General features: G+C 64.5%; 21 protein-coding genes and 1 pseudogene. 20 read left to right on the top strand and 2 right to left on the bottom strand.

Features of this window, described 5'->3' with window-relative positions; genetic code table 11:
* Positions 1–14: 14 nt before the first annotated feature.
* The 14 genes and pseudogenes from FHS47_RS14135 (at position 15) to FHS47_RS14070 (ending at position 13,690) form a co-directional block, all read left to right on the top strand.
* Positions 15–383, top strand: coding sequence for a TrbC/VirB2 family protein (locus FHS47_RS14135; protein ID WP_167029112.1), 369 nt, complete (start codon positions 15–17; stop codon positions 381–383).
* Positions 384–695: a conjugal transfer protein TrbD gene (locus FHS47_RS14130; RefSeq protein ID WP_167029109.1), complete on the top strand. Its 312-nt coding sequence runs from the start codon at positions 384–386 to the stop codon at positions 693–695.
* Positions 692–3,223: a VirB4 family type IV secretion/conjugal transfer ATPase gene (locus FHS47_RS14125; RefSeq protein ID WP_167029106.1), complete on the top strand. Its 2,532-nt coding sequence runs from the start codon at positions 692–694 to the stop codon at positions 3,221–3,223. The genes FHS47_RS14130 and FHS47_RS14125 overlap by 4 nt, the downstream gene beginning before the upstream one ends.
* Before the next feature lie 2 nt (positions 3,224–3,225).
* A complete protein-coding gene (locus FHS47_RS14120) occupies positions 3,226–3,948 on the top strand; it encodes a VirB8/TrbF family protein (protein ID WP_167029102.1) in 723 nt (240 codons plus the stop codon).
* Positions 3,949–3,961: 13 nt separating this feature from the next.
* Positions 3,962–4,858, top strand: a complete 897-nt coding sequence (trbG, locus tag FHS47_RS14115; RefSeq protein WP_167029099.1) for a P-type conjugative transfer protein TrbG — start codon at positions 3,962–3,964, stop codon at positions 4,856–4,858.
* Entirely contained in the window at positions 4,855–5,265 is a 411-nt protein-coding gene (locus tag FHS47_RS14110; protein WP_167029096.1) for a hypothetical protein, read from the top strand. Before trbG ends, FHS47_RS14110 begins: the two co-directional genes overlap by 4 nt.
* A gap of 5 nt (positions 5,266–5,270) precedes the next feature.
* Positions 5,271–6,521: a TrbI/VirB10 family protein gene (locus FHS47_RS14105; protein ID WP_167029093.1), complete on the top strand. Its 1,251-nt coding sequence runs from the start codon at positions 5,271–5,273 to the stop codon at positions 6,519–6,521.
* 42 nt (positions 6,522–6,563) lie between these two features.
* Entirely contained in the window at positions 6,564–7,427 is an 864-nt protein-coding gene (locus tag FHS47_RS14100; RefSeq protein WP_167029090.1) for a hypothetical protein, read from the top strand.
* A 62-nt stretch (positions 7,428–7,489) separates the two neighbouring features.
* Positions 7,490–10,006: a P-type conjugative transfer protein TrbL gene (trbL, locus tag FHS47_RS14095; RefSeq protein WP_167029087.1), complete on the top strand. Its 2,517-nt coding sequence runs from the start codon at positions 7,490–7,492 to the stop codon at positions 10,004–10,006.
* Positions 10,006–10,446: pseudogene (locus tag FHS47_RS14090) on the top strand (hypothetical protein); the annotation flags it as partial. The gene trbL and the pseudogene FHS47_RS14090, both read left to right, overlap by 1 nt.
* A 35-nt stretch (positions 10,447–10,481) precedes the next feature.
* Positions 10,482–11,480 carry a fimbrial protein gene (locus FHS47_RS14085; RefSeq protein ID WP_167029081.1) on the top strand — a complete coding sequence of 333 codons (999 nt, stop codon included), beginning with the start codon at positions 10,482–10,484 and terminating at the stop codon, positions 11,478–11,480.
* 8 nt (positions 11,481–11,488) lie between these two features.
* A complete protein-coding gene (locus tag FHS47_RS14080) occupies positions 11,489–12,100 on the top strand; it encodes a hypothetical protein (protein ID WP_167029079.1) in 612 nt (203 codons plus the stop codon).
* Between the two features lie 51 nt (positions 12,101–12,151).
* Complete coding sequence (locus FHS47_RS14075; protein WP_167029076.1) at positions 12,152–12,697, top strand: DUF2058 domain-containing protein; 546 nt, start codon at positions 12,152–12,154, stop codon at positions 12,695–12,697.
* 6 nt (positions 12,698–12,703) lie between these two features.
* Entirely contained in the window at positions 12,704–13,690 is a 987-nt protein-coding gene (locus FHS47_RS14070) for an NAD(P)-dependent oxidoreductase (protein WP_167029072.1), read from the top strand.
* A gap of 136 nt (positions 13,691–13,826) precedes the next feature.
* On the opposite strand, the gene FHS47_RS14065 is transcribed toward FHS47_RS14070, so the two are convergent.
* Positions 13,827–14,885 carry a trifunctional transcriptional activator/DNA repair protein Ada/methylated-DNA--[protein]-cysteine S-methyltransferase gene (locus tag FHS47_RS14065; protein ID WP_167029069.1) on the bottom strand — a complete coding sequence of 353 codons (1,059 nt, stop codon included), beginning with the start codon at positions 14,883–14,885 and terminating at the stop codon, positions 13,827–13,829.
* 178 nt (positions 14,886–15,063) lie between these two features.
* Positions 15,064–16,407, bottom strand: coding sequence for an MFS transporter (locus FHS47_RS14060; protein WP_167029065.1), 1,344 nt, complete (start codon positions 16,405–16,407; stop codon positions 15,064–15,066).
* A gap of 143 nt (positions 16,408–16,550) precedes the next feature.
* On the opposite strand from FHS47_RS14060, the gene cyoA reads away from it, so the two are divergent.
* From cyoA to FHS47_RS14030, 6 genes are all read left to right on the top strand, one after another.
* Entirely contained in the window at positions 16,551–17,624 is a 1,074-nt protein-coding gene (cyoA, locus tag FHS47_RS14055) for a ubiquinol oxidase subunit II (RefSeq protein WP_247741459.1), read from the top strand.
* A gap of 70 nt (positions 17,625–17,694) precedes the next feature.
* Complete coding sequence (gene cyoB, locus FHS47_RS14050) at positions 17,695–19,668, top strand: cytochrome o ubiquinol oxidase subunit I (RefSeq protein ID WP_343203531.1); 1,974 nt, start codon at positions 17,695–17,697, stop codon at positions 19,666–19,668.
* Between the two features lie 52 nt (positions 19,669–19,720).
* The gene (gene cyoC, locus FHS47_RS14045) at positions 19,721–20,296 is read left to right on the top strand and encodes a cytochrome o ubiquinol oxidase subunit III (protein ID WP_208382077.1); all 576 of its coding nucleotides are present in this window, start codon (positions 19,721–19,723) and stop codon (positions 20,294–20,296) included.
* Positions 20,293–20,706: a cytochrome o ubiquinol oxidase subunit IV gene (gene cyoD / locus FHS47_RS14040; protein WP_208382024.1), complete on the top strand. Its 414-nt coding sequence runs from the start codon at positions 20,293–20,295 to the stop codon at positions 20,704–20,706. The genes cyoC and cyoD overlap by 4 nt, the downstream gene beginning before the upstream one ends.
* On the top strand, positions 20,703–21,488 hold the full coding sequence (locus tag FHS47_RS14035) for an SURF1 family protein (protein WP_208382023.1): 786 nt from the start codon (positions 20,703–20,705) through the stop codon (positions 21,486–21,488). Before cyoD ends, FHS47_RS14035 begins: the two co-directional genes overlap by 4 nt.
* Before the next feature lie 205 nt (positions 21,489–21,693).
* Entirely contained in the window at positions 21,694–22,620 is a 927-nt protein-coding gene (locus FHS47_RS14030) for a DUF535 family protein (RefSeq protein ID WP_167029056.1), read from the top strand.
* The last annotated feature ends 5 nt before the right edge of the window (positions 22,621–22,625 follow it).

Below are 22,625 nucleotides of genomic sequence, written 5' to 3'. Positions count from 1 at the left end.
GGATGAATGACGTCATGAACAACCAAACCCGTAAACGACTGGCCATGGCTGCATGGAGGCTTCTTCCTCTCGTGGCCCTGCTTGTCTTTCCAGCCGTCGCACTCGCGCTTGAAGCGGGTCTCCCGTATGAATCCGGTCTCGACCTGCTGGAAGAATCATTCAAGGGACCTGTTCCTACGGTGATCTCCTTGGCCGGTATCGTCGGATGCGGTGCCATGCTGATCTTCGGCGGCGAAATAAGCGGGTTCATGCGGACCATGGTGTTCATCGTCTTGGTCGTAGCAGTGATCGTCCAGGCCAGCAACATCATTGAGATTTTCAAGCCAGCCTCGAGGTCAGTGGCGGCGGCCATCACTGCGACAAACAGCTCCGGACGCGCGTAAATGGCAATTCGAACTGTGCCGGTGCGGCGTGCGGGTAACCGCGATAACCTTTTTCTTGGCGGCGACAGAGAACTTGTGATGTTCACGGGCCTGCTGGCCGGGGCGCTGATCTTTACCGCGCAGGAAATCAAAGCCGCCATCTTCGGTGGCACGATGTGGGTCGTTGCTCTCCATGTCTTTCGGATCATGGCCAAAGCCGATCCCAAGATGCGCTTCGTCTACCTTCGCCAGCGTCGCTACAAGAGCTACTACGCGCCGCGCTCCACGCCCTTCCGCACGAACGGTCCGGCCGAGGAGCGGCAGTACCGATGATGCTCTGGATCATCGCGGGGATGGCGGTCGTGACCGCCGTCCTCGTCGCCCTGCTGCTCGTGCGCATCCGGCGCCTGGATGCCGAGCCGAAGCTCGACTTCCGCCGGCCGCACGGGCAGGCGGTGGCCGACCTTCTGAATTATGCGGCCGTGGCGGATGACGGCATCATCGTGTGCAAGAACGGCGCCTTCATGGCTGCATGGATGTTCGAGGGCGAGGATGCCGCAAGCAGCACCGACGAGCAGCGAGAAACCGCGTCCATGCGCGTCAACCAGGCGCTGTCGCGTCTGGGCAACGGCTGGATGCTCCACGTGGACGCCGTGCGCCGTCCGGCACATGAGTACGCGCCGGCGGCCACGTCGCACTTTCCCGATCCGGTGTCGGCGGCCATCGACGAGGAACGCCGCCGCCTGTTTCACAGCCTCGGCACGACTTACGAGGGTTACCTCGTGATGACGCTCACCTATTACCCGCCGCAGATCGCGCAGCGGAAGTTCGTGGAAATGATGTTCGACGACGACAGCGAGGTCGCGGGGAGCACGGAGCAGACGCACAGCCTCATCGGCGACTTCCAGCGCGAGTGCCGCAGCTTCGAGAGCCGCCTCTCCAGTGTGTTCCGCATGCAGCGCCTGAAAGGACAGGCGAGCGTCACCGAGGAAGGCCGCAAGGTTACCCATGACGATTTCCTCCGCTGGTTGCAGTTCTGCGTGACCGGGCTGGATCACCCGATCGCGCTTCCCGACAATCCGATCTATATCGACGCGCTGGTGGGTGGCCAGGAAATCTGGGCGGGCGTGGCACCACGCATCGGCCGGCGTTTCGTGCAGGTGGTGGCGATCGAAGGCTTTCCGATGGAGTCGTACCCCGGCATTCTTGCCTCGCTGGCCGAGCTGCCCAGTGCGTACCGGTGGTCCAACCGGTTCATTTTCATGGACCCGCACGAAGCGCTGCGGCAGATGGAGAAGTTCCGCAAGAAGTGGCGGCAGAAGGTGCGCGGCTTCTTCGACCAGATCTTCCAGACGAACACAGGCGCGGTGAACTATGACGCACTGTCCATGATGCAGGACGCCGAAGCCGCGATCGCAGAGATCAACAGCGGGCTCGTGGCACAGGGTTACTACACGAGCGTGGTGGTGGTTTCGGACGAGGATCGTGCCCGCTTGGACCGTTCGGTCCGGCAGATTGAAAAGGCGATCAATGCCCGTGGCTTTGCCGCGCGTGTGGAGACGATCAACACCATGGACGCCTTGCTCGGTAGTTTCCCCGGGCATGGCGTGGAGAATGTGCGCCGGCCACAGATCAACACGCTCAACCTGGCCGACCTGCTGCCGAGTTCCACGATATGGACGGGCGAGGCGGAAGCGCCGTGCCCCATGTATCCGCCGAACTCGCCACCGCTCATGCAGTGCGTGACGCAGGGTGCCACGCCGTTCCGGCTGAACCTGCACGTGAATGACCTGGGCCATACCTTCATCTTCGGACCTACCGGCGCCGGCAAGTCCACGCACCTGGGTCTCCTGGCGGCCCAGCTTCGACGCTACAAGGGCATGTCGCTTTTCTGCTTCGACAAGGGCCGGTCGCTTTATCCCCTGGTGAGGGCCTGCGGCGGCCTGCACTTCGATGTGGCGGGCGATGACGACACGCTCGCGTTCTGCCCGCTGCAGTTCCTCGAAGGCAAATCCGACCGCGGATGGGCACAGGAGTGGATCGACGCGATGCTGGCGCTCAACGGCGTGCAGACCACGCCGTCACAGCGCAACGAGATCGCCAACGCCATCCAGTCCATGCACCTCTCTGGTGCCACCACATTGTCCGAGTTCGTCCTCATGATCCAGGACGAATCGATACGTGAGGCACTGAAGGTTTACACGGCGGATGGCACCATGGGCCACCTGCTGGACGCGTCCGTGGACGGCCTTCGCCTGTCTGACTTCGCTGTGTTCGAGATCGAGGACCTGCTGAATCTAGGCGACAAATATGTGCTGCCGGTACTCCTGTACCTGTTCCGCCGAATCGAGACCTCCCTGAAGGGGCAACCTGCCGCGATCATCCTTGACGAGGCGTGGCTGATGTTGGGGCACCCCGTTTTTCGGGCAAAGATACGCGAGTGGCTCAAGGTGCTGCGGAAGTCGAACTGCCTGGTGGTGATGGCGACGCAGAGCCTTTCCGACGCCGCCAACTCGGGGATCCTCGATGTGATCGTCGAGTCCACCGCGACGAAGATCTTCCTGCCCAACCCTTTCGCACGCGACGACGACGCGTCGGCTCTGTATCGACGCATGGGCCTCAATACGCGGCAGATCGAGATCCTGGCCACTGCCGTGCAGAAGCGCCATTACTACTACGTGTCGGACAAGGGGCGCCGGCTCTACGACCTCGCGCTCGGCCCCCTCGCGCTGGCCTTCATCGGTAGCACCGACAAGGAATCCATCGCCACCATCCGCACGCTCGAGGCGCGCTACGGCGACGCGTGGGTGCACGACTGGTTGCAGCTGAAGGGCCTGCGCCTCGCGGATTACGGAACCTGACCATGAAGACGAAGAAGAAGCATCGCCCGATCGGACCGCTGTTGTCCGCTCCGCAGGGGGTGGCCCATCCCTACCTCAACGCACGGCGCACATGGAATTCACACGTGGGCAGCCTCATCGCGTCGCGCACGCTGTGGCAGGCCATGGCACTCATCAGCATGCTGGTCGCGCTGGCCGCGGTGGGCGGCGTGATCTACATCGGCAGCCAGTCGAAGTTCGTACCTTACGTCGTGGAGGTGAACAAGCTGGGCGAAGCCATGGCGGTGGCCCCTGCCAAACAAGCGGAGAAAGTGGACCAGCGCATCGTTCGCGCATCCGTCGCCGAGTTCATCGTCAACGCTCGAACCGTGACGCCGGACATCGCCATGCAGCGGCGCGCCATCTTCAAGGTGTATGCACTGATGCCGTCGGGCAGCAATGCCACACGCAAGATGACCGCGTACCTCAACGGCTCCCCGGAAACCAATCCATTCAAGCGGGCCGAAAAACAGACGGTGAACGTGGAGATCGTGTCCGCCATACCGCAGACGGCGGCCACCTGGCAAGTGGACTGGATCGAAACGCAGCGCACACGCAAGGGCGAAATCATGGGCAAACCGTACCGCATGCGCGCGCTCCTCAATGTGAGCAGCCAGCCCATGCCGCCCGACATCACCGAAGACCAGATCCGCCTGAACCCCATGGGCGTTTACGTCTCCGACTACTCCTGGTCCAAGCAGTTCTGACAGAGCAGAAACGATGAAAACAGCCCTCATAGTCACCGCGGCGATGCTCGTGGCAGGCACGTCAGCGGCCACCACGGAGACGGAACTGGCAAACCAGTTCTTTTCGACCGAGAACCCCAAGCTCACCGCGCAGGAGAAGGCGGGACTCGACATCTCGCGGAAGTGGATTGCCAGTACCGCTGCCTCGGTAAAGCCGGTGCCGGGCCCTGACGGCACCATCCGCTTCCTGTACGGGCAGTCGCAGCCGAGCATCGTCTGTGCCGTCCTGCAGGTGTGCGACGTCGAACTGGAACCCGGCGAGCAGGTGAGTTCCGTGAACCTGGGCGACGCCGTGCGCTGGCTGGTGGAGCCCGCGCTATCTGGGGCGGGGGACGACGCCGTGCAGCATCTCGTCATCAAGCCGCTCGACGTGGGCCTGGAGACGTCGCTGATGGTCACGACCAACCGTCGCACGTACCACCTTCGGCTTCGCTCGCATCGCACCGAGTACATGCCTCGCGTTGCGTTCTCCTACCCGGAGTCCGCTGAGCAAAAGTGGGCTGCGATGAAGAAGAGAACCGTCGCTTCGCAGACGCGCAGGGAAACTTCTGGCGGCACCGCGAACGAGTACCTTGGAAACCTCGACTTCGCCTACCGGGTGAGTGGCAACGCGCCCTTCAAGCCGACCCGGGTCTACAACGATGGCGTGAAGACGATCATCGAGATGCCTTCCACATTCTCGCAAGGGGAGGCTCCGACGCTCCTTGTCGTGCGCGACAGCGGCAGCGCCTTCAAGAAGGACGACCAGGTGATGGTGAACTATCGTGTCCAGGGCGGCCGATACATCGTCGACACGCTGTTCGAGAAGGCTGTGCTTGTCGCCGGCGTCGGGGTGGGTCAGCGCAAGATCACCATAGAGAGGCGCCGGTGAGCGGCGCGCGCCTGATCGTCGGCGCCATGGTCCTGGCTGTGGCCGGGTGCACCCCGGTGCCGACTCGGAAGCCGGTGTCAGCCGCCGACGTCGATCCGCTGCGCCGGGAGGTGGTCGCCGACGTCGTAGCCGGCTTGAGCGATATCTACGAGCCCACCGGGACCGTGCTGGTTCCGGTCCAGCCGATGTCCGGCGCCTTCGATACGGCTCTGCTGGCAGCCTTGCGTGCCAAGGGCTTCACCGTGAGGGAAGGCGGCAGCGGCGAGCGCTTCGACAGCCGCGTCGATCCGCTGGAAGGGCGCATGTACCGCGTGGTGACCACCGTCGACAAGACCGTTCTCTCCCGTCTGTGGGTGCTGGACGGCGCTACCGCATATCCCGGTGGCGAGTGGACGCGGCAGGAGTGAGCGCCATGGAACGACAACGAACCGGCAATGAAGGCAGTGCCCCAGACCCCGAAGCAGCCGCGCAGGTAGGCGATACGCCCACGGGCGTGCGACGCGTGAACAACATGCCGCTGCTCATCATTGGCGGGGTCCTTGTGGTGTTCGTGATCCTGGTTGCCTTGGTGGCCGCCCAACGCGGTGAAAAGAAGGTGGCCGATCCGGCGCCGGCGAGCGGCCCGCTTCCTGAAAACAGCCAACTGCTCGAACAGATGCTCGCGAACAGCGGTGCGGGAGGCATCATTCCCGATCCTGACGAGGAACGTGTGCCGTCGTTCCCGGTAGCGCGGGTGGAGGACCCTGATTTGCCGCCGCTGCCAAGCGTGCCGCACCCTGCGTCCACGAAAGACGACGACGCGATGGCGAAAGAGCGCATGAAGCTGTTCCAGACGGCCATGCACGCCAAGACCGCCGTGGCGAAGACGGAGGCCAACGTCTCGTTCGAGCCCGAAGCGCCAAAGGAGCCGGACTTGCAGGCCGAGCTTGGCAAGCCGGTCGTCATGCCCGGTTTCGGGCAGGGCCAGCAGCCACCTCTTGTGGCCGACGGCGACTATTCAAAGTTCGATCGCAAACCGCAGGCTGGCCGCCGTGACCGCTGGCTTCTTGGCTCGGATGTCGAAGCGCCGCGCACGGCCTATGAAGTCCGCACCGGCGCGGTGATCCCCGCGACCATGATCTCGGGCATCAATTCCGAGATTCCGGGGCAGATCGTCGCCCAGGTGAGTCAGGACGTCTTCGATACGCCCACCGGCCGCCATCGGGTCATACCGCAAGGCTCCAAGTTGGTCGGCCGTTACGACCACCACGTGCTGATGGGGCAATCACGCCTTCTCGTTGCCTGGCAGCGCATCGTGTTTCCCGATGGCAAGGCGTTGGATATAGGGGCGATGGAAGGCGCAGACGCGGCGGGTTACGCCGGCTTCGGTGACAAAGTGGATCGACATTACGCGCGTTTGTTCGGCTCAGCGATGTTGATGTCTGCGATTACATCCGGTCTTACGTCATCGCGCATCAACCCTGGCAACGATCCGTTCGGCTCGTCCAACCAGGCGAAGTTGAGCCAGAGCCTTGCACAGCAAATCGGTGAGGTAGCTACGAAGATGATCGAGCAGAACATGAACGTCGCTCCGACTCTGGAAATCAGGCCGGGGTACCGGTTCAACGTGATGGTCGTAAAGGACCTCGCCTTCGAAAAGCCATATACGCCGTTCGACTACTGAAGTACCGAGATATTTTCCGCAGGATGCAATGAGGTGCCTACCATGAAAAACGTGAGAAAGAAGATCATGCCATTGGCGACGGCCATGGCTATAGGGCTGACGACGACCTCGCATGCCGGTGTCGGCTACGGTTTGCCGGTCATCGATGCCGCAAACCTGGCGATGAACACAGCAAACACCTTGGCCAATGAGGCAAACGCCGCTGCAAACATCGAGAACGCAGCGGTCAATACGGCATCAGCGCTTTTGAACGGCTTTCAATTGTGGCAACTCAAGAAGATAAACCACCAGCTAAGTAGTAAAAACAAGGGGACGGTCATCCATCACACCGTCAATATCGACAAGAGCATCGAATTCAATACCGAGATAGATAACGATTTCACCTGGATCATCAACAAGGACACGGACAACGAAATCATTCCCATCCCCTTCGAGGTCAAGCAAAAGCTGGACGACGTAAAGGACGGGCAGTCGACGGCCGAGTATACGGCGCACTACCAGACTGTCGACGACTACACAGAGCAAGCGATGGGCAGGTTCGGCGATCCCTCCACCAGCGAATCCTCCCGTGCACGCAAGGCGGCGAACACGGCACTTGTCGAAGCGATATCGGCGGACGAGCTTGCACTGGATTCGGAGGCAAAAGCCATGAAGGATTTGGCCGAGCTGACCAAGACCGTCAAGGGCCACGGCAACCAGATGCAGGTGGCAAATGCGCTCTCGGCGGCCCAGATCAACCAGCTCGCAAAACTGCGCTCCATGATGCTTGTGGCAGAAACGGCGCGTGTCGCCGAGCTCCAGGCGAAGGCGGATCGGGAAGCTCGTGCCGTTGCGGTCGGCAAGCAGTTGCGCGCCGGTCTTGCCGATGCGATGGAGCGCACCAAGGCCAAGCCAGTCAGTTACTGACCCCACCGGTGGGCGGATGCGCCTCGCACCGCCCACTGTCGTCCTTATCGCAGAAGAACCCCATGTATTTCTCGTCAATCGGGCGCTGGCTATTCATTGCTGCCGTCGGCCTGTTCGCCATGCCGGCTGCGGCTGCCGTGTCCTTCGGTCCGGAAACGGTGGTGGGCGATATCATGCAGCTCTTCGAGGCGAGTCAGATCAGCGACACGATCCTCGAAGCCGCGAAATCCCTTTTCTGGTCGTTGGCGCTCATCAGCCTCGTCTGGACCATGGGCATGCTCATCGTCAGGCAGGATATCGGCGAACTGCTGATGGAACTGCTGCGCTTCATCATTGTCACGGGACTCTTTTACTGGGTTCTCGTCAACGCCAGCTCTCGCCAGGGCGGTCAGGGGTTTGTCCAGGACATCGTGATGTCGTTCCTGGGCATGGTCAACGACCAGGCGTCGGACGAATCCTTCAGGAAGAGCGCCAACGACATCCTTGCACGATGCCTGCATGTGTTCTTCATGGTGATCAACGAAACGGCCGATGGACAGGATGCCGATCGGTTGATCGTCGGCGCCATGGTGACAATGATTGTCTGCATTGGCGCCGTCATGGCGGCGCAGTTCCTGATAGCCCTGGTGATGGCGTGGATCCTCGGCTACGCAGGCATCTTCCTCCTTGGGTTCGGAGGAGCACGCTGGACGTCGCCTATTGCCGTCAATTACTACAAACATGTAGTCGCGGTGGGCATCGCCATGCTGGCGCTCAGCCTTATCGGTGCCATCACTGCCAGTTTCATCGATGAACTCGGCCTCTCGCCGAACGGCAGGAATTATTCGAAGTTCGACTACCTTGGCCTCATGCTCGTCGTGATGATCCTCATGCAGGCATTGGCGATCAAGGTGCCGCAACTGCTGTACACGCTCGTCACGGGCTCGACGCTCGGACTCTATGCCGGGTCGGCCAACGCGGCAGGCACGGCCATCGCCGCAGCGGGGAGTTCTGCCTACTCGACGGCTTTCTCGCGCCCATACGGCGGCGGTGGTGCAGGCGGTTCCGGTGCGCCGTTGGGTCCGTCGAGCGGTCCGCCGGGCCATCGCACCGAATCGGTCATGGACGCCGTGCAGCGCTCCGCCTCCGCGACCGGCGGCATGGCCGATCCGTTCCATGTGCATTCGGGCGCCGATCCATTCGGTGTTCGGCGTGCGCCCGATCCGGTGCGCGGCGGACGCGGCGGTAGCGTCTTTGGAAATGTGAGCGTCGGGGCCGCGGCGCCCGCACCCGTCACCGAGCCGTTGGCCGATGCGGCGGGCGTCTCCGAGGTATCGGCTTCGGGTACTCGCGATGCTTACCATGCCGGGCGCCCCGATCGGGAGGCAGGGAACGAGATGCCCACGGGTCCTGCCGCCGGTTCTGTCCCGGCAGCACAGGGCCCTCGCGTGACCGGCAACCACAGCGGTCGCAGTGTGGACGCGGGCGTCGAGAGAGGGACTGTGACCGTGGATCGGGACCTCGAGGATGCGATCGTCCAGCAACAGCACAGTGCGTCGGTAAGCGGTCATCAAGACGCTTCCGGCCAAGCGGTCGAAGACCTCCGTGCTCGAACCCTATCGGCGTCCGAGCCATCAATTGAAGCTCACATCGACACGTCTGCGACGATCCGCGAGGAGGCCTCCGGCATCGTCGGCGACGTGCCGCCGGGGAGTGGACGGGGCACCGGATGGCACGGATCGTCATTGCCGGAAGTGCGGCCAGGGTCGATGCCGGATGCCGGCACGGCGCCGGCAGTGGGGCACCCAGACGATACACGATGGTTCGCCGGTCACGCGGACAGAAAAGTTAAAACGTCCGACGTCCGACATGCGACGTCGCCGACGATGGAAAGTGCCCTGCACGATACAGAGCTTCACGCCGTTCACTCGGGCGCATCGGCGACACATGACTGGCACACGCTGAATTCAACGACGCCACTGCCGGATGCCGAGGTTAACGACGCGCAAGCCCGCAGCCAGGACATTCACGATCACGACGTCCGTTCCGTGGAGGTCCATCACGCCGGCGGGCACGGCACGATCGAGCTCGACACACCTGTCCACATCGCAGGCGTCCACAACGCGAGTGCCCAGGATACGGTTATCCACAACCCAGACATGCGGAACATGCAGTTCGCTCCTGTCCGTCCGCCGGCCGACACGGCAGTGGCTCGCACATCGGCGGCAAATGTCGATGTTGCGTCGATCTCGACCCGAGAAACCGACTCGCCGGTCGTGCCCGACCTGGTGGACCGACGCGCATCGCCGACGACGGTCGATTCCCCGCGGGAGCCAGTCGAAGCCCCCACGACTTCGATTGCCCAGGACGACATGAAAGCGACTCGGTCCGTCGAGGAAGCGCAGGTGGTCATGCCGGGAGCGACTGTCGAGACGCCGGTTTCGATCGACGCACATGTGCTGCCGGATACCGCCGGTGCGTCCGGTGAGATACCACCCCTCGGCCGCAAGCAAGATCGTATGCTGCGAAAGCTGGACCATGCCCCGTCCCCCATGCCGTCGGTGGATGGCGGGGAACGGCCGCAGGAGGACCAGCCATGATGGACACCCTTCCAGACGTCCCGGCGCATCACCAGGAGATGGTCGCCTGCTCGCTAGGCGCCGCGCTGGCCTACGACGTACCCGCCAACATCCTCATCGCTGTCGCCGAGAAGGAGGCCGGCAAGCCAGGCCAGTGGGTGCGCAACGAGAACGGCACGTTCGACATCGGCGCCCTGCAGTTCAATACGGCATACCTGCGCGAACTGGATCGATACGGCATCAAGGCGGCGGATGTGGCTGCGCCCGGCTGCTATCCGTACATGCTCGCCGCGTGGCGCATACGCGGCCACCTCCGCAACGACAGTGGTGACGTCTGGACCCGCGCCTCGAACTACCACTCGCGCACACCACACATCAACGCTCGCTACCGCGCCGACCTGGTCCGCCGTGCCATGCGCTGGACCGCGTGGCTCGATAAGCACTTCCCGACCCACGATGCCGTCGTCGACGTCACTCCTTACGGAAAGAGGTAACCATGAAACAACGGACACAACCATTCCTTCGCCATGCCCTTTGCGGCGCCATCGCCTACGGCGCACTGCACGCCGCACCGGTGGCGGCGTTGCCGGGATGCGTCATGAACAACCTGGCTACGTACCAGATCGGCCAGACGACGTATGTCGACGTGTTCAACGACATACCTGTGGGCACGATGGTGCGCGAGGGTCGTGCCACGGGCGAAGGCAAGCTGCTGCTCACCTGCGGCGCTGGCGACGCCACTTTTCGGGGGCGCTGGCAGGCCGGCAATCCACCCGACGGTCTGCTGCCGCTCACGGTCGGCGGCAAGCCCTCCGGGTTCGGTATCCGCCTCTTCCTTGAAGAAGGCGCAAGTGGCATCCGACGCACCTTCCCCCACGAATTCACGCGTACATTCAACGAAGGCGACACCATTCGCAGCGACCAGGACGTGGTCAGCTACGAGATCTACCGCATGAATGGTCCGGTGGAATTCGGCAACGTGGATGCCGGGGCCATCGCCCAGTCGAACGTGGACCAGCGCGGCGGCGGGCTCGTCGTCTTCCGTTCGATGGAAATCTTCAAGCTGATCTTCCGGCGGCCGGCCTGCTCGATCACCAGCGACAGCATCAACCAGGAGTTCGACATCGGCGACTACAGCGTGGCGAACTTCGCCACGCCCGAGCGGGCCACACCGTGGAAGGAATTCCGCCTCACGGTGGAGAACTGCCTGGAACCCGTGGGCATGGTCGCGCATTTCACCTTCGGCAGTGCCGCCGATGCCGATTCGGACACGCCTGAACTATTTTCGCTGCGCGGTAGCGATGCGCCCGAGAACGTGGGCATTGAAATAGGCGACAGCAGGCGGAACACCATCAAGCCGGGCGAAGAGGTCCGCTTCAACGCACTGGCGACGGGGGAGGACTTCGTTTTCAACGTGCGCCTGCGCGAAAGCAAGCCGACCGTGCGCGGCGGTCGCTTCCGCAGGCCCGTTACGGTCCTCGTCGACTTCATGTGAGCGCGGTCGTGTCTCGGCATCGCACGGCGTGGCTTCCGCGAATCGCACTGGTGTGGCTTGTCACATCGGTCACGGGCTGCGCATCGGTCGCAAACGTCGGCAAGCGCGTCGACGGGGGCGACGACGTCGTGGTTCGCAAGCTGGCGTTGTATTCGTTCGCACCGCTGCAGTCCTTGGGGTCCGAACGGCTGCATCGCGACGCACGGCGGCTGGACGGCGAGCTTGCCAGGCATCTGGCGGCGAACAACATCGATACCGTCGTCACCGACGTGGACGAATCCGTGCGCCGTCATGCGTTGGCCATCGACGTGCGCGTGGCCGACGGCGAGGGCATGCGTCGCAGCAGTGTGTTGCCGGAGAGAGAGTTGCTTGAGGCCCAGCGGCCGGAGGAATCGATGGCCGGCGTCACGCACCGGCTCGTCATCGTGCCTTTGCGCCTGAACGTAGATGCCGGCACGGGCGTGGCGCATGGCGTGCTCCGTTGGCGGGTGGAGGCCGTGGACGGCGCCTCCACCGTGGCCGTGGGCCTGATGCGCTATACGGCGGATGCCAGAGGCTATCCCTCGAGGCGAATGGCGGCCCTCCTCGTGGCGAAGCTTCGTTCCCTGGGCATCCGTTGAGGGGCCTTCGGCGCTAGAATCGAGGCACTCGCAAGCAACGAAGTACGCACCATGCGCAACCCCCTGCAAGAACAGCTCCTCAAGGCCGGCCTCGTGAAGAAGGACAAGGCCGCCAAGATCGTTCGCGACCAGGCGAAGCAGCGTCAGGGCAAGGCACCCGCCGCGCCCGCGGAAGAGCAGGTAGACGCTCGCCGGTTGCAGGCCGAGCGCGCCGAGCGCGACCGCGCCCTGGCGGCGGAACGCAACGCCGAGGCCCGTGCCCGGGAGATTCGTGCACAGGTGCGCCAGATCGTCGAGACCACTCGCGTGAAGCGCGAAGGCGATATCGCCTACCGCTTCCCGGACGGCGAGAAGATCGCCAGTATCTTCGTGAACGAATCCCTGCGCGGCCAGCTCGCTTCCGGCGCACTGGCTATCGCGCGTCTTGGTGACGGCTACGAGCTCATCCCTCGACTTCCGGCGGACAAGATCCACGCGAGGTCCCCCGAAACCATCGTGCTGGATCACGGCCGGAAGGAAGGCGCGGCCGTGCAGTCCGAGGAAGAAGTGGACGATTACTACAAGCAGTTCGTCGTACCCGACGATCTCATCTGGTAAGGCACGGTGGCCGTCCTCGTCACCGGTAGTGCGGGCCACCTGGGCGAGGCGCTGGTGCGCCGTCTGCAGGCCGAGGGCCGCGACGTGCGCGGCCTCGACATTAAACCGTCTGCGCATACGCATGTCGTCGGCTCCGTTCACGACGAGGCCTTCGTGCACGAGGCGCTGTCCGGTGTGGAGCAGGTCATTCATAGTGCCACCCTGCACAAGCCGCACGTGGCCACGCATTCCAAGCGCGAATTCGTCGACACCAACGTGGGCGGCACCGTGGCGCTGCTGGAGGCAGCGGTGGCGCATGGGGTGCGCTCCTTCGTCTTCACCAGCACCACCAGTGCGTTCGGTGCGGCGCTGTCGCCGGCGCCCGGCGAGCCGGCGGCATGGATCGACGAAGACGTGGTGCCGGTGCCGAAGAACATCTACGGCGCGACGAAGATCGCCGCGGAAGGCATGTGCGAACTGGTTGCCCGGAAAGAGGGGTTACCTGTGCTGGTGCTGCGCACCTCGCGCTTCTTTCCCGAGGACGACGACAACGCGCACGTGCGCTCCGCGTTCGACACGGCCAACATGCAGGCCAACGAGTTGCTCTATCGCCGTGCCGATATCGACGACATCGTGCAGGCGCACCTGCTGGCCCTCGAACGGGCCCCCGCGCTGAAGTTCGGCCGGTATATCGTGTCGGCAACGACGCCCTTTTCTCGCGACGACACAACGGCCCTGCGTCGTGACGCTGCCGCCGTGGTTCGCCGCCTGTTTCCCGACGTCGACGCGCTGTACGCGACGCGCGGCTGGAAGCTGCTGCCATCGCTGGATCGCGTCTACGACAGCAGCCGCGCCACGCGCGACCTGGGGTGGAAGCCGAAGCGCGATTTCGCGTTCGTGCTTGAGTGCCTGCGCCGCGGCGAAGATTTCCGCAGCGAGATGGCGCGCGCGGTGGGTGTGAAGGGGTACCACGACACCGTGTTCGAGCACGGACCGTATCCTGTGGTGGGGTGAGGCAAGCACCATCGCCGCTGAAGCGGCTCCCACAGAAAGCCGACAGCTCCAAGGGCAGCAGATATCCCGCCGAGTGCTCTTGGACTCGCCGCCTGTGGGAGCCGGCTCTGCCGGCGATCCCGCGGCAGCGGGCCAGCTACGGCAAGCCCGCGAACTTGCGCTCATGCCGCAGCAGCCAGTCCTTCCGCCACAGCCCGCCGCCGTAGCCCGTCAGCGAGCCGTCGGCACCGATCACCCGGTGGCACGGAATCACGATGGCGATCTGGTTTGCGCCGTTTGCCCTAGCCACCGCGCGCACCGCCGTGTGCCTTCCCGCGGACGCGGCAATCTCCGAATAGCTCCGCGTGGTGCCGGGCGGGATCGCCATCAGTTCGTCCCACACCGCGCGGGTGAAGGGCGAACCATGCATCGTCAAAGGTGTCTCGAACGAGTGTCGCGTGCCCGCGAAGTACTCGCGCAGTTCCGCTTCGATCCGCTCGATGGCGGCCGTGCGGCCGAACGTAACCGTGGAACGCGTGGCCGCGCGCAGGCGTTTCAGTTCGTTCGGCAAGGCGGCGCGGTCGAAGAATTCGAGCAGGTGCAGCGATCGTGCGTCGGCCACCGCGAGCATGCTGCCGATCGGCGTCTCGATCCAGTCGGCCTTCAGCCATTCACGGCCGCGCAGTTCGGCCGGACAGTCGCCCAGCAGTCTGGCGATCGCTTCGCGGAAGCCGCTACCCGACGCGTAGCCCGCCGCCTGCTGCGCGTCGATGACGCTGGCGCCGGCCGCCAACCGGTCCATGCCACGGCCGGCGCGGCGCAACCGGGCCATGTCGAGGAAGGTAAGGCCTAGGTGACGCTTGAAGGAGCGCCGCACCGTGGAAGGGTCATAGCCGAGGCGCACCAGGTCGTCTTCCGACCATATCCGCTCCGGCTCGTCCTCGAGATGGCGCAGCAGTGCGGAGACCATCGGCTCGCGCTCGCCTAGGGGATCAAGCGGCCGGCAGCGCAGGCATGGCCGGAAACCGGCCTCGAAACAGCCCGCGACGGAATCGAAGAAGCGGGTGTTCTCCAGCCTGGGCTTGCGCGCGGGGCAGGTCAGCCGGCAGAACACGCCGGTGCTGGTCACGCCGACGTATACATGGCCGTCGTACGCGGGATCGCGGTCCAGGAGCGCGCGGTAGAGGGTGTCGTGGTCGGGGAGATCGAAGAGCATGGGCGGTAGGGTAGCGCCCGAACGGCCGGCCGCGCCGCCGGAGATCGGGCGGCAATTTCCTACGCCGCGGCCTTATTGTGGGAGCCGCTTCAGCGGCGATGGGTGCTCGCGGCAAGCTTGCCCGCTGCCGCGGGATCGCCGGCGCAGCCGGCTCCCACAGGTAAAGCCTCCCACAGGATCACGCCTTGTTCTTGTCGGTTTCCAACGCCCGGTTGATGCGCAGGGCCAGCAATGTGCAGGCCACGCCGGAGAGCAGGTAGACGCTGACCGCGCCCAGGCCGAAGCGATGGGAAAGGCCCAGGGCCACCAGCGGGGCGAAGGCCGCGCCCACCAGCCAGGCGAAGTCGGAGGTCAGGGCCGCGCCCGTGTAACGGAAACGCCGGGCGAAATTGGCGGTGACCGTGCCGGCCGCCTGGCCGTACGACAGGCCCAACAGCGCGAAACCGATGACCAGGAAGGCGTCCTGGGCCACCTTGCCACCGCCGAGCAGCCAGGGCGAGGCGATGGCGAAGAGCCCGATCAGCACGGCCATGGTGCCGAGCGTGTTGCGGCGGCCCACCTTGTCGGCGATGACGCCCGAGGCCACGGTAGCCAGGATGGCCACGAAGGCGCCCACGATCTGCACGATCAGGACGTTGTTGATGTCCTGCGAGCGGGTCAGCGAGATCCACGACAGGGGGAAGATCGTGACGATGTGGAACAGGGCATAGCTGGCCAGGGCCGCGAAAGCGCCGATGAACAGGTTGTATCCCTGGGCGCGCACCATCTCGATGATGCCGATGGGCTCGAGCTGGCCTTCTTCCAGGAGCTGGGTGTATTCCTCGGTGACCACCAGGCGCAGGCGGGCGAACAGGGCCACCACGTTGATGGCGAAGGCCACGAAGAACGGATAGCGCCAACCCCAGCTGAGGAAGTCTTCACGCGACAGCTGGGTGTTCAGGAACAGGAACAGCGAGGCGGCGATCAGGAAGCCCGTGGGCGCGCCCAGCTGGCCGAGCATGGCGTACCAGCCGCGGCGGTGCTTGGGGGCGTTGAGCGACAGCAGGGAGGGCAGGCCGTCCCAGGAACCGCCCAGCGCAATGCCCTGCAAGAAGCGCAAAACGGCAAGAACCACAATCACCGCGTAGCCGTTCGAGGTGTTAGCGGGCAGGAAGGCGATGCATACCGTGGAGGTGCCGAGCAGGAAGAGGGCGGCGGTAAGCTTGGTGCCACGGCTCCAGTTGCGCTGGATCGCCATGAACAGGGTGGTGCCGATCGGTCGGGCGATGAAGGCGAACGAGAAAATGGTGAAGGCCAGCAGGATGCCGTCCAGCTGGTTCAGGAACGGAAAGAACACCGACGGGAACACGAGGACGGACGCGATGCCGTACGTGAAGAAGTCGAAGTACTCCGAGGCGCGGCCAATGACCACGCCCACGGCGATCTCGCCGGGCGCGACCGCCGCGTGGCTGGTCTGGTGCTGGCGCCGGACGTCGCGTTCGGCGCCCTCGGCGGCATGGTGATCGGCGTGTGAAATCGACATCGTATTCGGCCCGCTCGGGGAAGGTGGATGGCAGGATAGCCAAGGATCGCACTACTCGGCTTGCAGGGCCATGGGACAAAGTGTCCTATGGTGGCCGCGGGCCGTTCGGCGTATTTTTTCGTGTCCCCACGGTTGCCTCCATCATGCGAATGTCCATGAAGATGTTGCGCGGATTACTCGTCCCCGCCCTGGCCCTGCTCTTGTCGGGCTGCGACGCCGTGCTGCTTTCCCCGTCCGGCGACATCGCCCGGCAGCAGCGCGACCTGATCATCATTTCCGTGGTCCTGATGCTGATCATCATCGTCCCGGTGATCGTGATGATCCTGGCCTTCGCGTGGAAGTACCGCGAGTCCAACAAGGCGGCCCATGCCGAATACGATCCGGACTGGAACCACTCCACGGTGCTGGAGCTGCTGATCTGGTCGGCCCCGCTGCTGATCATCATCGCCCTGGGCGCCGTCACCTGGACCAGCACGCACAAGCTCGACCCGTACCGCCCCGTGGACCAGATCGATCATGCCCGCGCCCTGGCGCCGAACACCAAGCCGCTGGTGGTCGAGGTCGTGGCGCTCGACTGGAAATGGCTGTTCCTTTACCCGGAACAGGGCATTGCCACCGTGAACGAGATGGCCGCGCCGGTCGATCGCCCCATCGAGTTCCACATCACCGCCTCCACCGTCATGAACGCCTTCTTCGTCCCATCCCTGGCCGGCATGATCTATGCCATGCCGGGCATGGAAACGAAGCTCAACGCGGTCATGAACAAAACCGGCGATTTCGAGGGCATTTCGGCCAACTACAGCGGCGCCGGCTTCTCCGACATGCGCTTCCGCTTCCACAGCCTGTCCGACGCCGACTTCCAGGCCTGGGTGGCCAAGGCCAAGGCCAGCGGCACAGCCCTGGGGCGCGAGGACTACCTGAAGCTCGAGCAGCCCAGCGAGAAGGAACCGGTGCACTACTACGCCTCAGTGGCCCCGGGCCTGTACAACGCCATCCTCAACCGTTGCGTCGAGTCCAACCGCATGTGCATGAGCGACATGATGGCGCTCGATGCCCAGGGCGGACAGGGCATCGTCGGCACCTACAACGTCACGTCGCTCGATGCGGCCACGCGCTCGCGGGTGGGCATTGCCGACGACAAGCGCTACGTGGGCGCCCTGTGCGTTGCCAGCAATGCCGGCGGCCAGCCGATGACGCCTGCCGGACGGCCGCTTTGAGCGCCCCGGCTTCCAACGAACTCAAGCCTTGCCGAGCCCGGTAATGAACATGCCCGATCTAGCCAAACTGATCTTCGGACGCCTCACCCTCGAGGCGATTCCGTACCACGAGCCGATCCTCATCGGCACCTTCGTCGCGGTGGCCATCGGCGGCATCGCGCTGCTGGCGCTCATCACGAAGCACAAGCTCTGGGGTTACCTGTGGAGCGAGTGGTTCACCAGCATCGACCACAAGAAGATCGGCATCATGTACATGGTGCTCGGCATCGTGATGCTGCTGCGTGGCTTCTCCGACGCCATCATGATGCGCGCCCAGCAGGCCATTGCCTTCAACGGCAATCCCGGCTTCCTGCCGCCGCACCACTACGACCAGATCTTCACCGCCCACGGCGTGATCATGATCTTCTTCGTGGCGATGCCGCTGGTCACGGGCCTCATGAACTACGTGGTGCCGCTGCAGATCGGCGCGCGCGACGTGGCGTTCCCGTTCCTCAACAACTTCAGCTTCTGGATGACCGTGGCGGGTGCCATGCTCGTCATGGCGTCGTTGTTCGTGGGCGAGTTCGCGCGCACCGGCTGGCTGGCCTATCCGCCGCTGTCGGGCCTGGCGCAGAGTCCGGATGTCGGTGTCGACTACTACATATGGTCGCTACAGGTTGCGGGCGTCGGAACCACGCTATCGGGCATCAACCTGATCGCCACCATCGTGAAGATGCGCGCGCCGGGCATGTCGATGATGAAGATGCCCATCTTCACCTGGACCTCGCTCTGCACCAACGTGCTGATCGTCGCCGCCTTCCCGGTGCTGACGGCCGTGCTGGTGCTGCTCTCGCTCGACCGTTACGTCGGCACCAACTTCTTCACGAACGACTTCGGCGGCAACGCCATGATGTACGTGAACCTCATCTGGATCTGGGGCCACCCCGAGGTCTACATCCTGGTGCTGCCGGTGTTCGGCGTGTTCTCCGAGGTCACCTCCACCTTCAGCCGGAAGCGCCTGTTCGGCTATGCGTCCATGGTGTACGCCACGGTGGTGATCACGGTGCTGTCGTACCTCGTGTGGCTGCACCACTTCTTCACCATGGGCTCGGGTGCCAGCGTCAACTCGTTCTTCGGCATCACCACGATGATCATCTCGATCCCCACGGGCGCGAAGATCTTCAACTGGCTGTTCACCATGTACCGCGGACGCATCAAGTTCGACGTGCCCATGCTGTGGACGGTCGGCTTCATGGTCACTTTCGTCATCGGCGGCATGACCGGCGTCATGCTCGCGGTGCCGCCGGCCGACTTCCTGCTGCACAACAGCCTGTTCCTGATCGCGCACTTCCATAACGTGATCATCGGCGGCGTCATCTTCGGCTTGTTCGCCGGTATCAACTACTGGTTCCCGAAGGCATTCGGTTACCGGCTCGATCCATTCTGGGGCAAGGTGTCCTTCTGGTTCTGGCTGGTCGGTTTCTGGGTCGCCTTCATGCCGCTGTATGTCCTCGGCTTCATGGGCGTCACCCGTCGCATGAACCACTTCGAGGACCCGTCGCTGCAGATCTGGTTCCAGATCGCCGCCTTCGGCGCCTTCCTCATCGCGCTCGGCATCGGTGCCTTCCTGGTCCAGCTCTGGGTCAGCTACAAGCGCCGCGACGAACTGCGCGACGTCACCGGCGATCCGTGGCACGGCCGCACGCTGGAGTGGTCCACCTCGTCGCCGCCGCCGGAATACAACTTTGCGTTCACCCCGGTCATTCACGACACGGATGCGTGGTGGGACATGAAGGAGCGCAACGCCGGCCGCCGACTGGAAGGCTACCTGCCCATCCACATGCCGAAAAACACGGGCGCGGGCATCATCCTCGCGGGCCTCGCCTTCGTGTTCGGTTTCGCCATGATCTGGCACATGTTCCTGGTGGCCGGCCTCGCTTTCGTGGCCCTGATCGTCACGGCCATCGGCCACACCTTCAACTACAAGCGCGACTACCACATCCCCGCCGACGTCGTGGCCCGGACCGAGGCCGCCCGCACGGAAGAGCTTGCCGCCCATGTCTGATATGCACGCCACGCCTTCCGCCGCTGTCGCGGACCAGGACGTCGAATTCTGGATGTCCAAGGACCACCACCCGGCCAATGGCACGTTGCTCGGGTTCTGGATCTACCTGATGAGCGACTGCCTCATCTTCGCCTGCCTGTTCGCCACCTATGGCGTGCTGGGGCGGAGCTATGCGGGCGGCCCGTCCGGTGCGGACCTCTTCGACCTGCCGCTGGTGGCGGTCAACACCACCATGCTGCTGCTGTCTTCCATCACCTACGGCTTCGCCGTGCTGGAGATGCAGAAGAACCGCCGCGGCACGATGATGGCCTGGCTCATTGTCACCGGCCTGTTCGGTGCGGCCTTCCTCGGCATCGAGCTCTTCGAGTTCGCCCATCTGATCCACGAGGGCGCCGGTCCGCAGCGCAGCGCGTTCCTGTCCTCGTTCTTCACCCTGGTCGGCACCCACGGTCTGCACGTGACCTTCGGCATCATCTGGCTGATCACGCTGCTGTTCCAGGTGGGCCGCTTCGGTCTTACGCCCGCCAACAAGCGCCGCATCATGTGCCTGTCGATGTTCTGGCACTTCCTCGACGTGGTCTGGGTTGGCGTCTTCACCTTCGTTTACCTGATGGGAGTGCTGCCGTGAGCGCGCACATCGAATCGCACGACCACCACGACGCGCACGATCACCACGAGCACGACGACGGCCATGCCCCCAGCACGCTGAAGGGCTACATGATGGGGTTCTTCCTTGCCGTGGTACTCACGGCGATCCCCTTCTGGCTGGTGATGGACAAGGTCATCCCGAACTCGCAGACGCTGGCGGTGGTGATCCTCACCTTCGCCGCGATCCAGATCGTGGTGCACATGGTCTACTTCCTGCACATGAACACGAAGGCCGAAGGCGGCTGGAGCATGCTGGCGCTGATCTTCACGCTGGTCATGGTGGTGATCACGCTGTCGGGTTCGATCTGGGTCATGTACCACATGAACTCGAACATGATGCCGGGCATGTCGCACGAGATGACCGAGCAGCAGGCCAAGAACCTGCCTTGAGCACACGCGTGGATACGGGTAACGACAAGCAGACGCCGCGCCGACCGCGCGGCGTCTTCGTTCTGGGGGCGCTCGCACTGCTCGGCGCGGTGCTGTTCGCCGGCTTCATGGCGCTGGGCACCTGGCAGGTGCACCGGCGGGCGTGGAAGCACGACCTCATCGCTCGCGTGGACGCGCGGGTGCACGCGCAACCGGTGGACGCGCCGGCCCACGGCCAGTGGCCGGTGGTGACCGCGGCGAACGACGAATACAGGCGGGTGCGGCTCACGGGAACGTTCCTGCAGGACAGGAGCGTGCGCGTGCGCGCCAGCACGGAACTGGGCATGGGCTCCTGGTTGCTGACGCCGCTCCGGATGCGCAACGGCGACGTGGTGCTGGTGAACCGCGGCTTCGTGTCGCCCGGCTGGTGCGGCGGCAAGGCCACGTGCACGCCCGGTCCCTCCGGCGAGACCACGATCTCCGGGCTGCTACGCATCAGCGAGCCGCGAGGCGCCTTCCTCCAGGCGAACGATCCGGCCAACGACCGCTGGTATTCCCGCGACGTGGCCGCCATCGCGGCTGCCAAGGGCCTGGACCATGTGGCTCCCTACTTCGTGGATGCCGACGCAGCCTCGTCCCCCGGTCGCGGCGGTGGCGACGACGGCCCCGTGGGCGGGCTCACGGTGATCGCCTTCCCCGACAACCACCTGATGTACGCAATCACCTGGTACGCCCTGGCCCTGCTCACCCTGCTGGGGGCCTGGATCGTCTGGAAGGACGAGCGTCGCAAGCGCGGCGCCTGAGACAGCCCCATCGCCGCTGAAGCGGCTCCCACACAACGCTCGCAGCTTGCGGCGGCAGTTGGGTCACCATGGGGTGCCAGCATGTGTCGTAGGCAGCAGGGGCAGCCGTCGACCTGTGGGAGCCGGCTATCTGCCGGCGATCCCGCGGCAGCGAGCCATCTCGCGGTGGATTTCAATTCTTCGGGCCTCGCACGTCTTGTAAGGCATGCAGTCCCGATATCAGCACAGTGCGCCTTACGACGATCTCGCCCTGGGTTGGCCTCAGGAGCGCCCCGGACGCGGCCCTCTCGCCCTGGTTCTCGACCATGCCCGCCGGCGCGCGGCGCTGCGGCGGTCGCGGCCGATGCCCGAGCGCCGGCTGACGTACCTGCTGCGCACCCTCGCCGCCTTCCGGCGCCAGGCCCAGTGGCTGCGTCTCGTCGGGGCCTCCCGCACGATGCGGGCGGCGGCCGAGTCCAATCCGCGGGTGTACGAGCGCTGGCAGTCGCACTACATCTCGCGGTCTTTCGACCTGGCGACCCGCGCGCGGCTCATCGAGGCGCACTACCGCTTCGTGGCGCGCGAATTTCCGGAGCGTCTCAGCAGCCGTCTGCTGAAAGGACACGACGTGCGTCTCGCGACGCTGCCGCTTGGCGAGGGTGACGTAGCCTACCTGCACGCGCGGGCCGCCGAGCACGAGTGCACGGGCGAGCTCGGCCTATTCCTCCTGAATGGCGACAAGGAAGTGATCTCCTCCTGCACCATCACTTTTGGCGGGGATGACGGGCTGCTCATCGGCGCGGTGCGGGGCTCCTGGGCCTACCTCGGCCGCGGTGCGATCGCGCGGTTCACGCGCGCCACCGGCGGCGTCCGCCCACGCGACCTGTTGCTGTCGGTGGTGCGCGCGCTGGCCAGGCATTACGGGTTCGCACGGTTGCGCGGCGTGGGCCACGAGGCGCATCCCCTGGATCGTCGCGCAGGCGTTACCGTGGCGGCGTATGACCGGTTCTGGCGGCGTCATGGGGGTGTCGTGGGTGTCGACGGTTGCTACGACATTCCCCTTGTCGATGGGCCGACCGGTTTCGCCGCGAACGACGCATTTCGCAGGGAGGCATGCGATGTCGCGCTGAAGACGTTCGGCAAGTCCGCCTAGCGGGA

The sequence above is a fragment of the Luteibacter sp. SG786 genome, from assembly GCF_011759605.1.
Classification (GTDB): Bacteria; Pseudomonadota; Gammaproteobacteria; order Xanthomonadales; family Rhodanobacteraceae; genus Luteibacter.
Note: the sequence above shows the minus strand (reverse complement) of the source record. Positions and strands in the feature narration are given on the sequence as shown.

Coding starts and splice junctions, on each gene's coding strand:
- cyoC (WP_208382077.1), top strand. CDS start 19,721: ATGTCCAAGGACCACCACCCGGCCAATGGCACGTTGCTCGGGTTCTGG.
- FHS47_RS14130 (WP_167029109.1), top strand. CDS start 384: ATGGCAATTCGAACTGTGCCGGTGCGGCGTGCGGGTAACCGCGATAAC.
- trbG (WP_167029099.1), top strand. CDS start 3,962: ATGAAAACAGCCCTCATAGTCACCGCGGCGATGCTCGTGGCAGGCACG.
- cyoA (WP_247741459.1), top strand. CDS start 16,551: ATGCGAATGTCCATGAAGATGTTGCGCGGATTACTCGTCCCCGCCCTG.
- FHS47_RS14030 (WP_167029056.1), top strand. CDS start 21,694: ATGCAGTCCCGATATCAGCACAGTGCGCCTTACGACGATCTCGCCCTG.
- FHS47_RS14120 (WP_167029102.1), top strand. CDS start 3,226: ATGAAGACGAAGAAGAAGCATCGCCCGATCGGACCGCTGTTGTCCGCT.
- FHS47_RS14135 (WP_167029112.1), top strand. CDS start 15: ATGAACAACCAAACCCGTAAACGACTGGCCATGGCTGCATGGAGGCTT.
- FHS47_RS14100 (WP_167029090.1), top strand. CDS start 6,564: ATGAAAAACGTGAGAAAGAAGATCATGCCATTGGCGACGGCCATGGCT.
- FHS47_RS14085 (WP_167029081.1), top strand. CDS start 10,482: ATGAAACAACGGACACAACCATTCCTTCGCCATGCCCTTTGCGGCGCC.
- FHS47_RS14105 (WP_167029093.1), top strand. CDS start 5,271: ATGGAACGACAACGAACCGGCAATGAAGGCAGTGCCCCAGACCCCGAA.
- trbL (WP_167029087.1), top strand. CDS start 7,490: ATGTATTTCTCGTCAATCGGGCGCTGGCTATTCATTGCTGCCGTCGGC.
- FHS47_RS14125 (WP_167029106.1), top strand. CDS start 692: ATGATGCTCTGGATCATCGCGGGGATGGCGGTCGTGACCGCCGTCCTC.
- FHS47_RS14065 (WP_167029069.1), bottom strand. CDS start 14,885: ATGCTCTTCGATCTCCCCGACCACGACACCCTCTACCGCGCGCTCCTG.
- FHS47_RS14075 (WP_167029076.1), top strand. CDS start 12,152: ATGCGCAACCCCCTGCAAGAACAGCTCCTCAAGGCCGGCCTCGTGAAG.
- FHS47_RS14060 (WP_167029065.1), bottom strand. CDS start 16,407: ATGTCGATTTCACACGCCGATCACCATGCCGCCGAGGGCGCCGAACGC.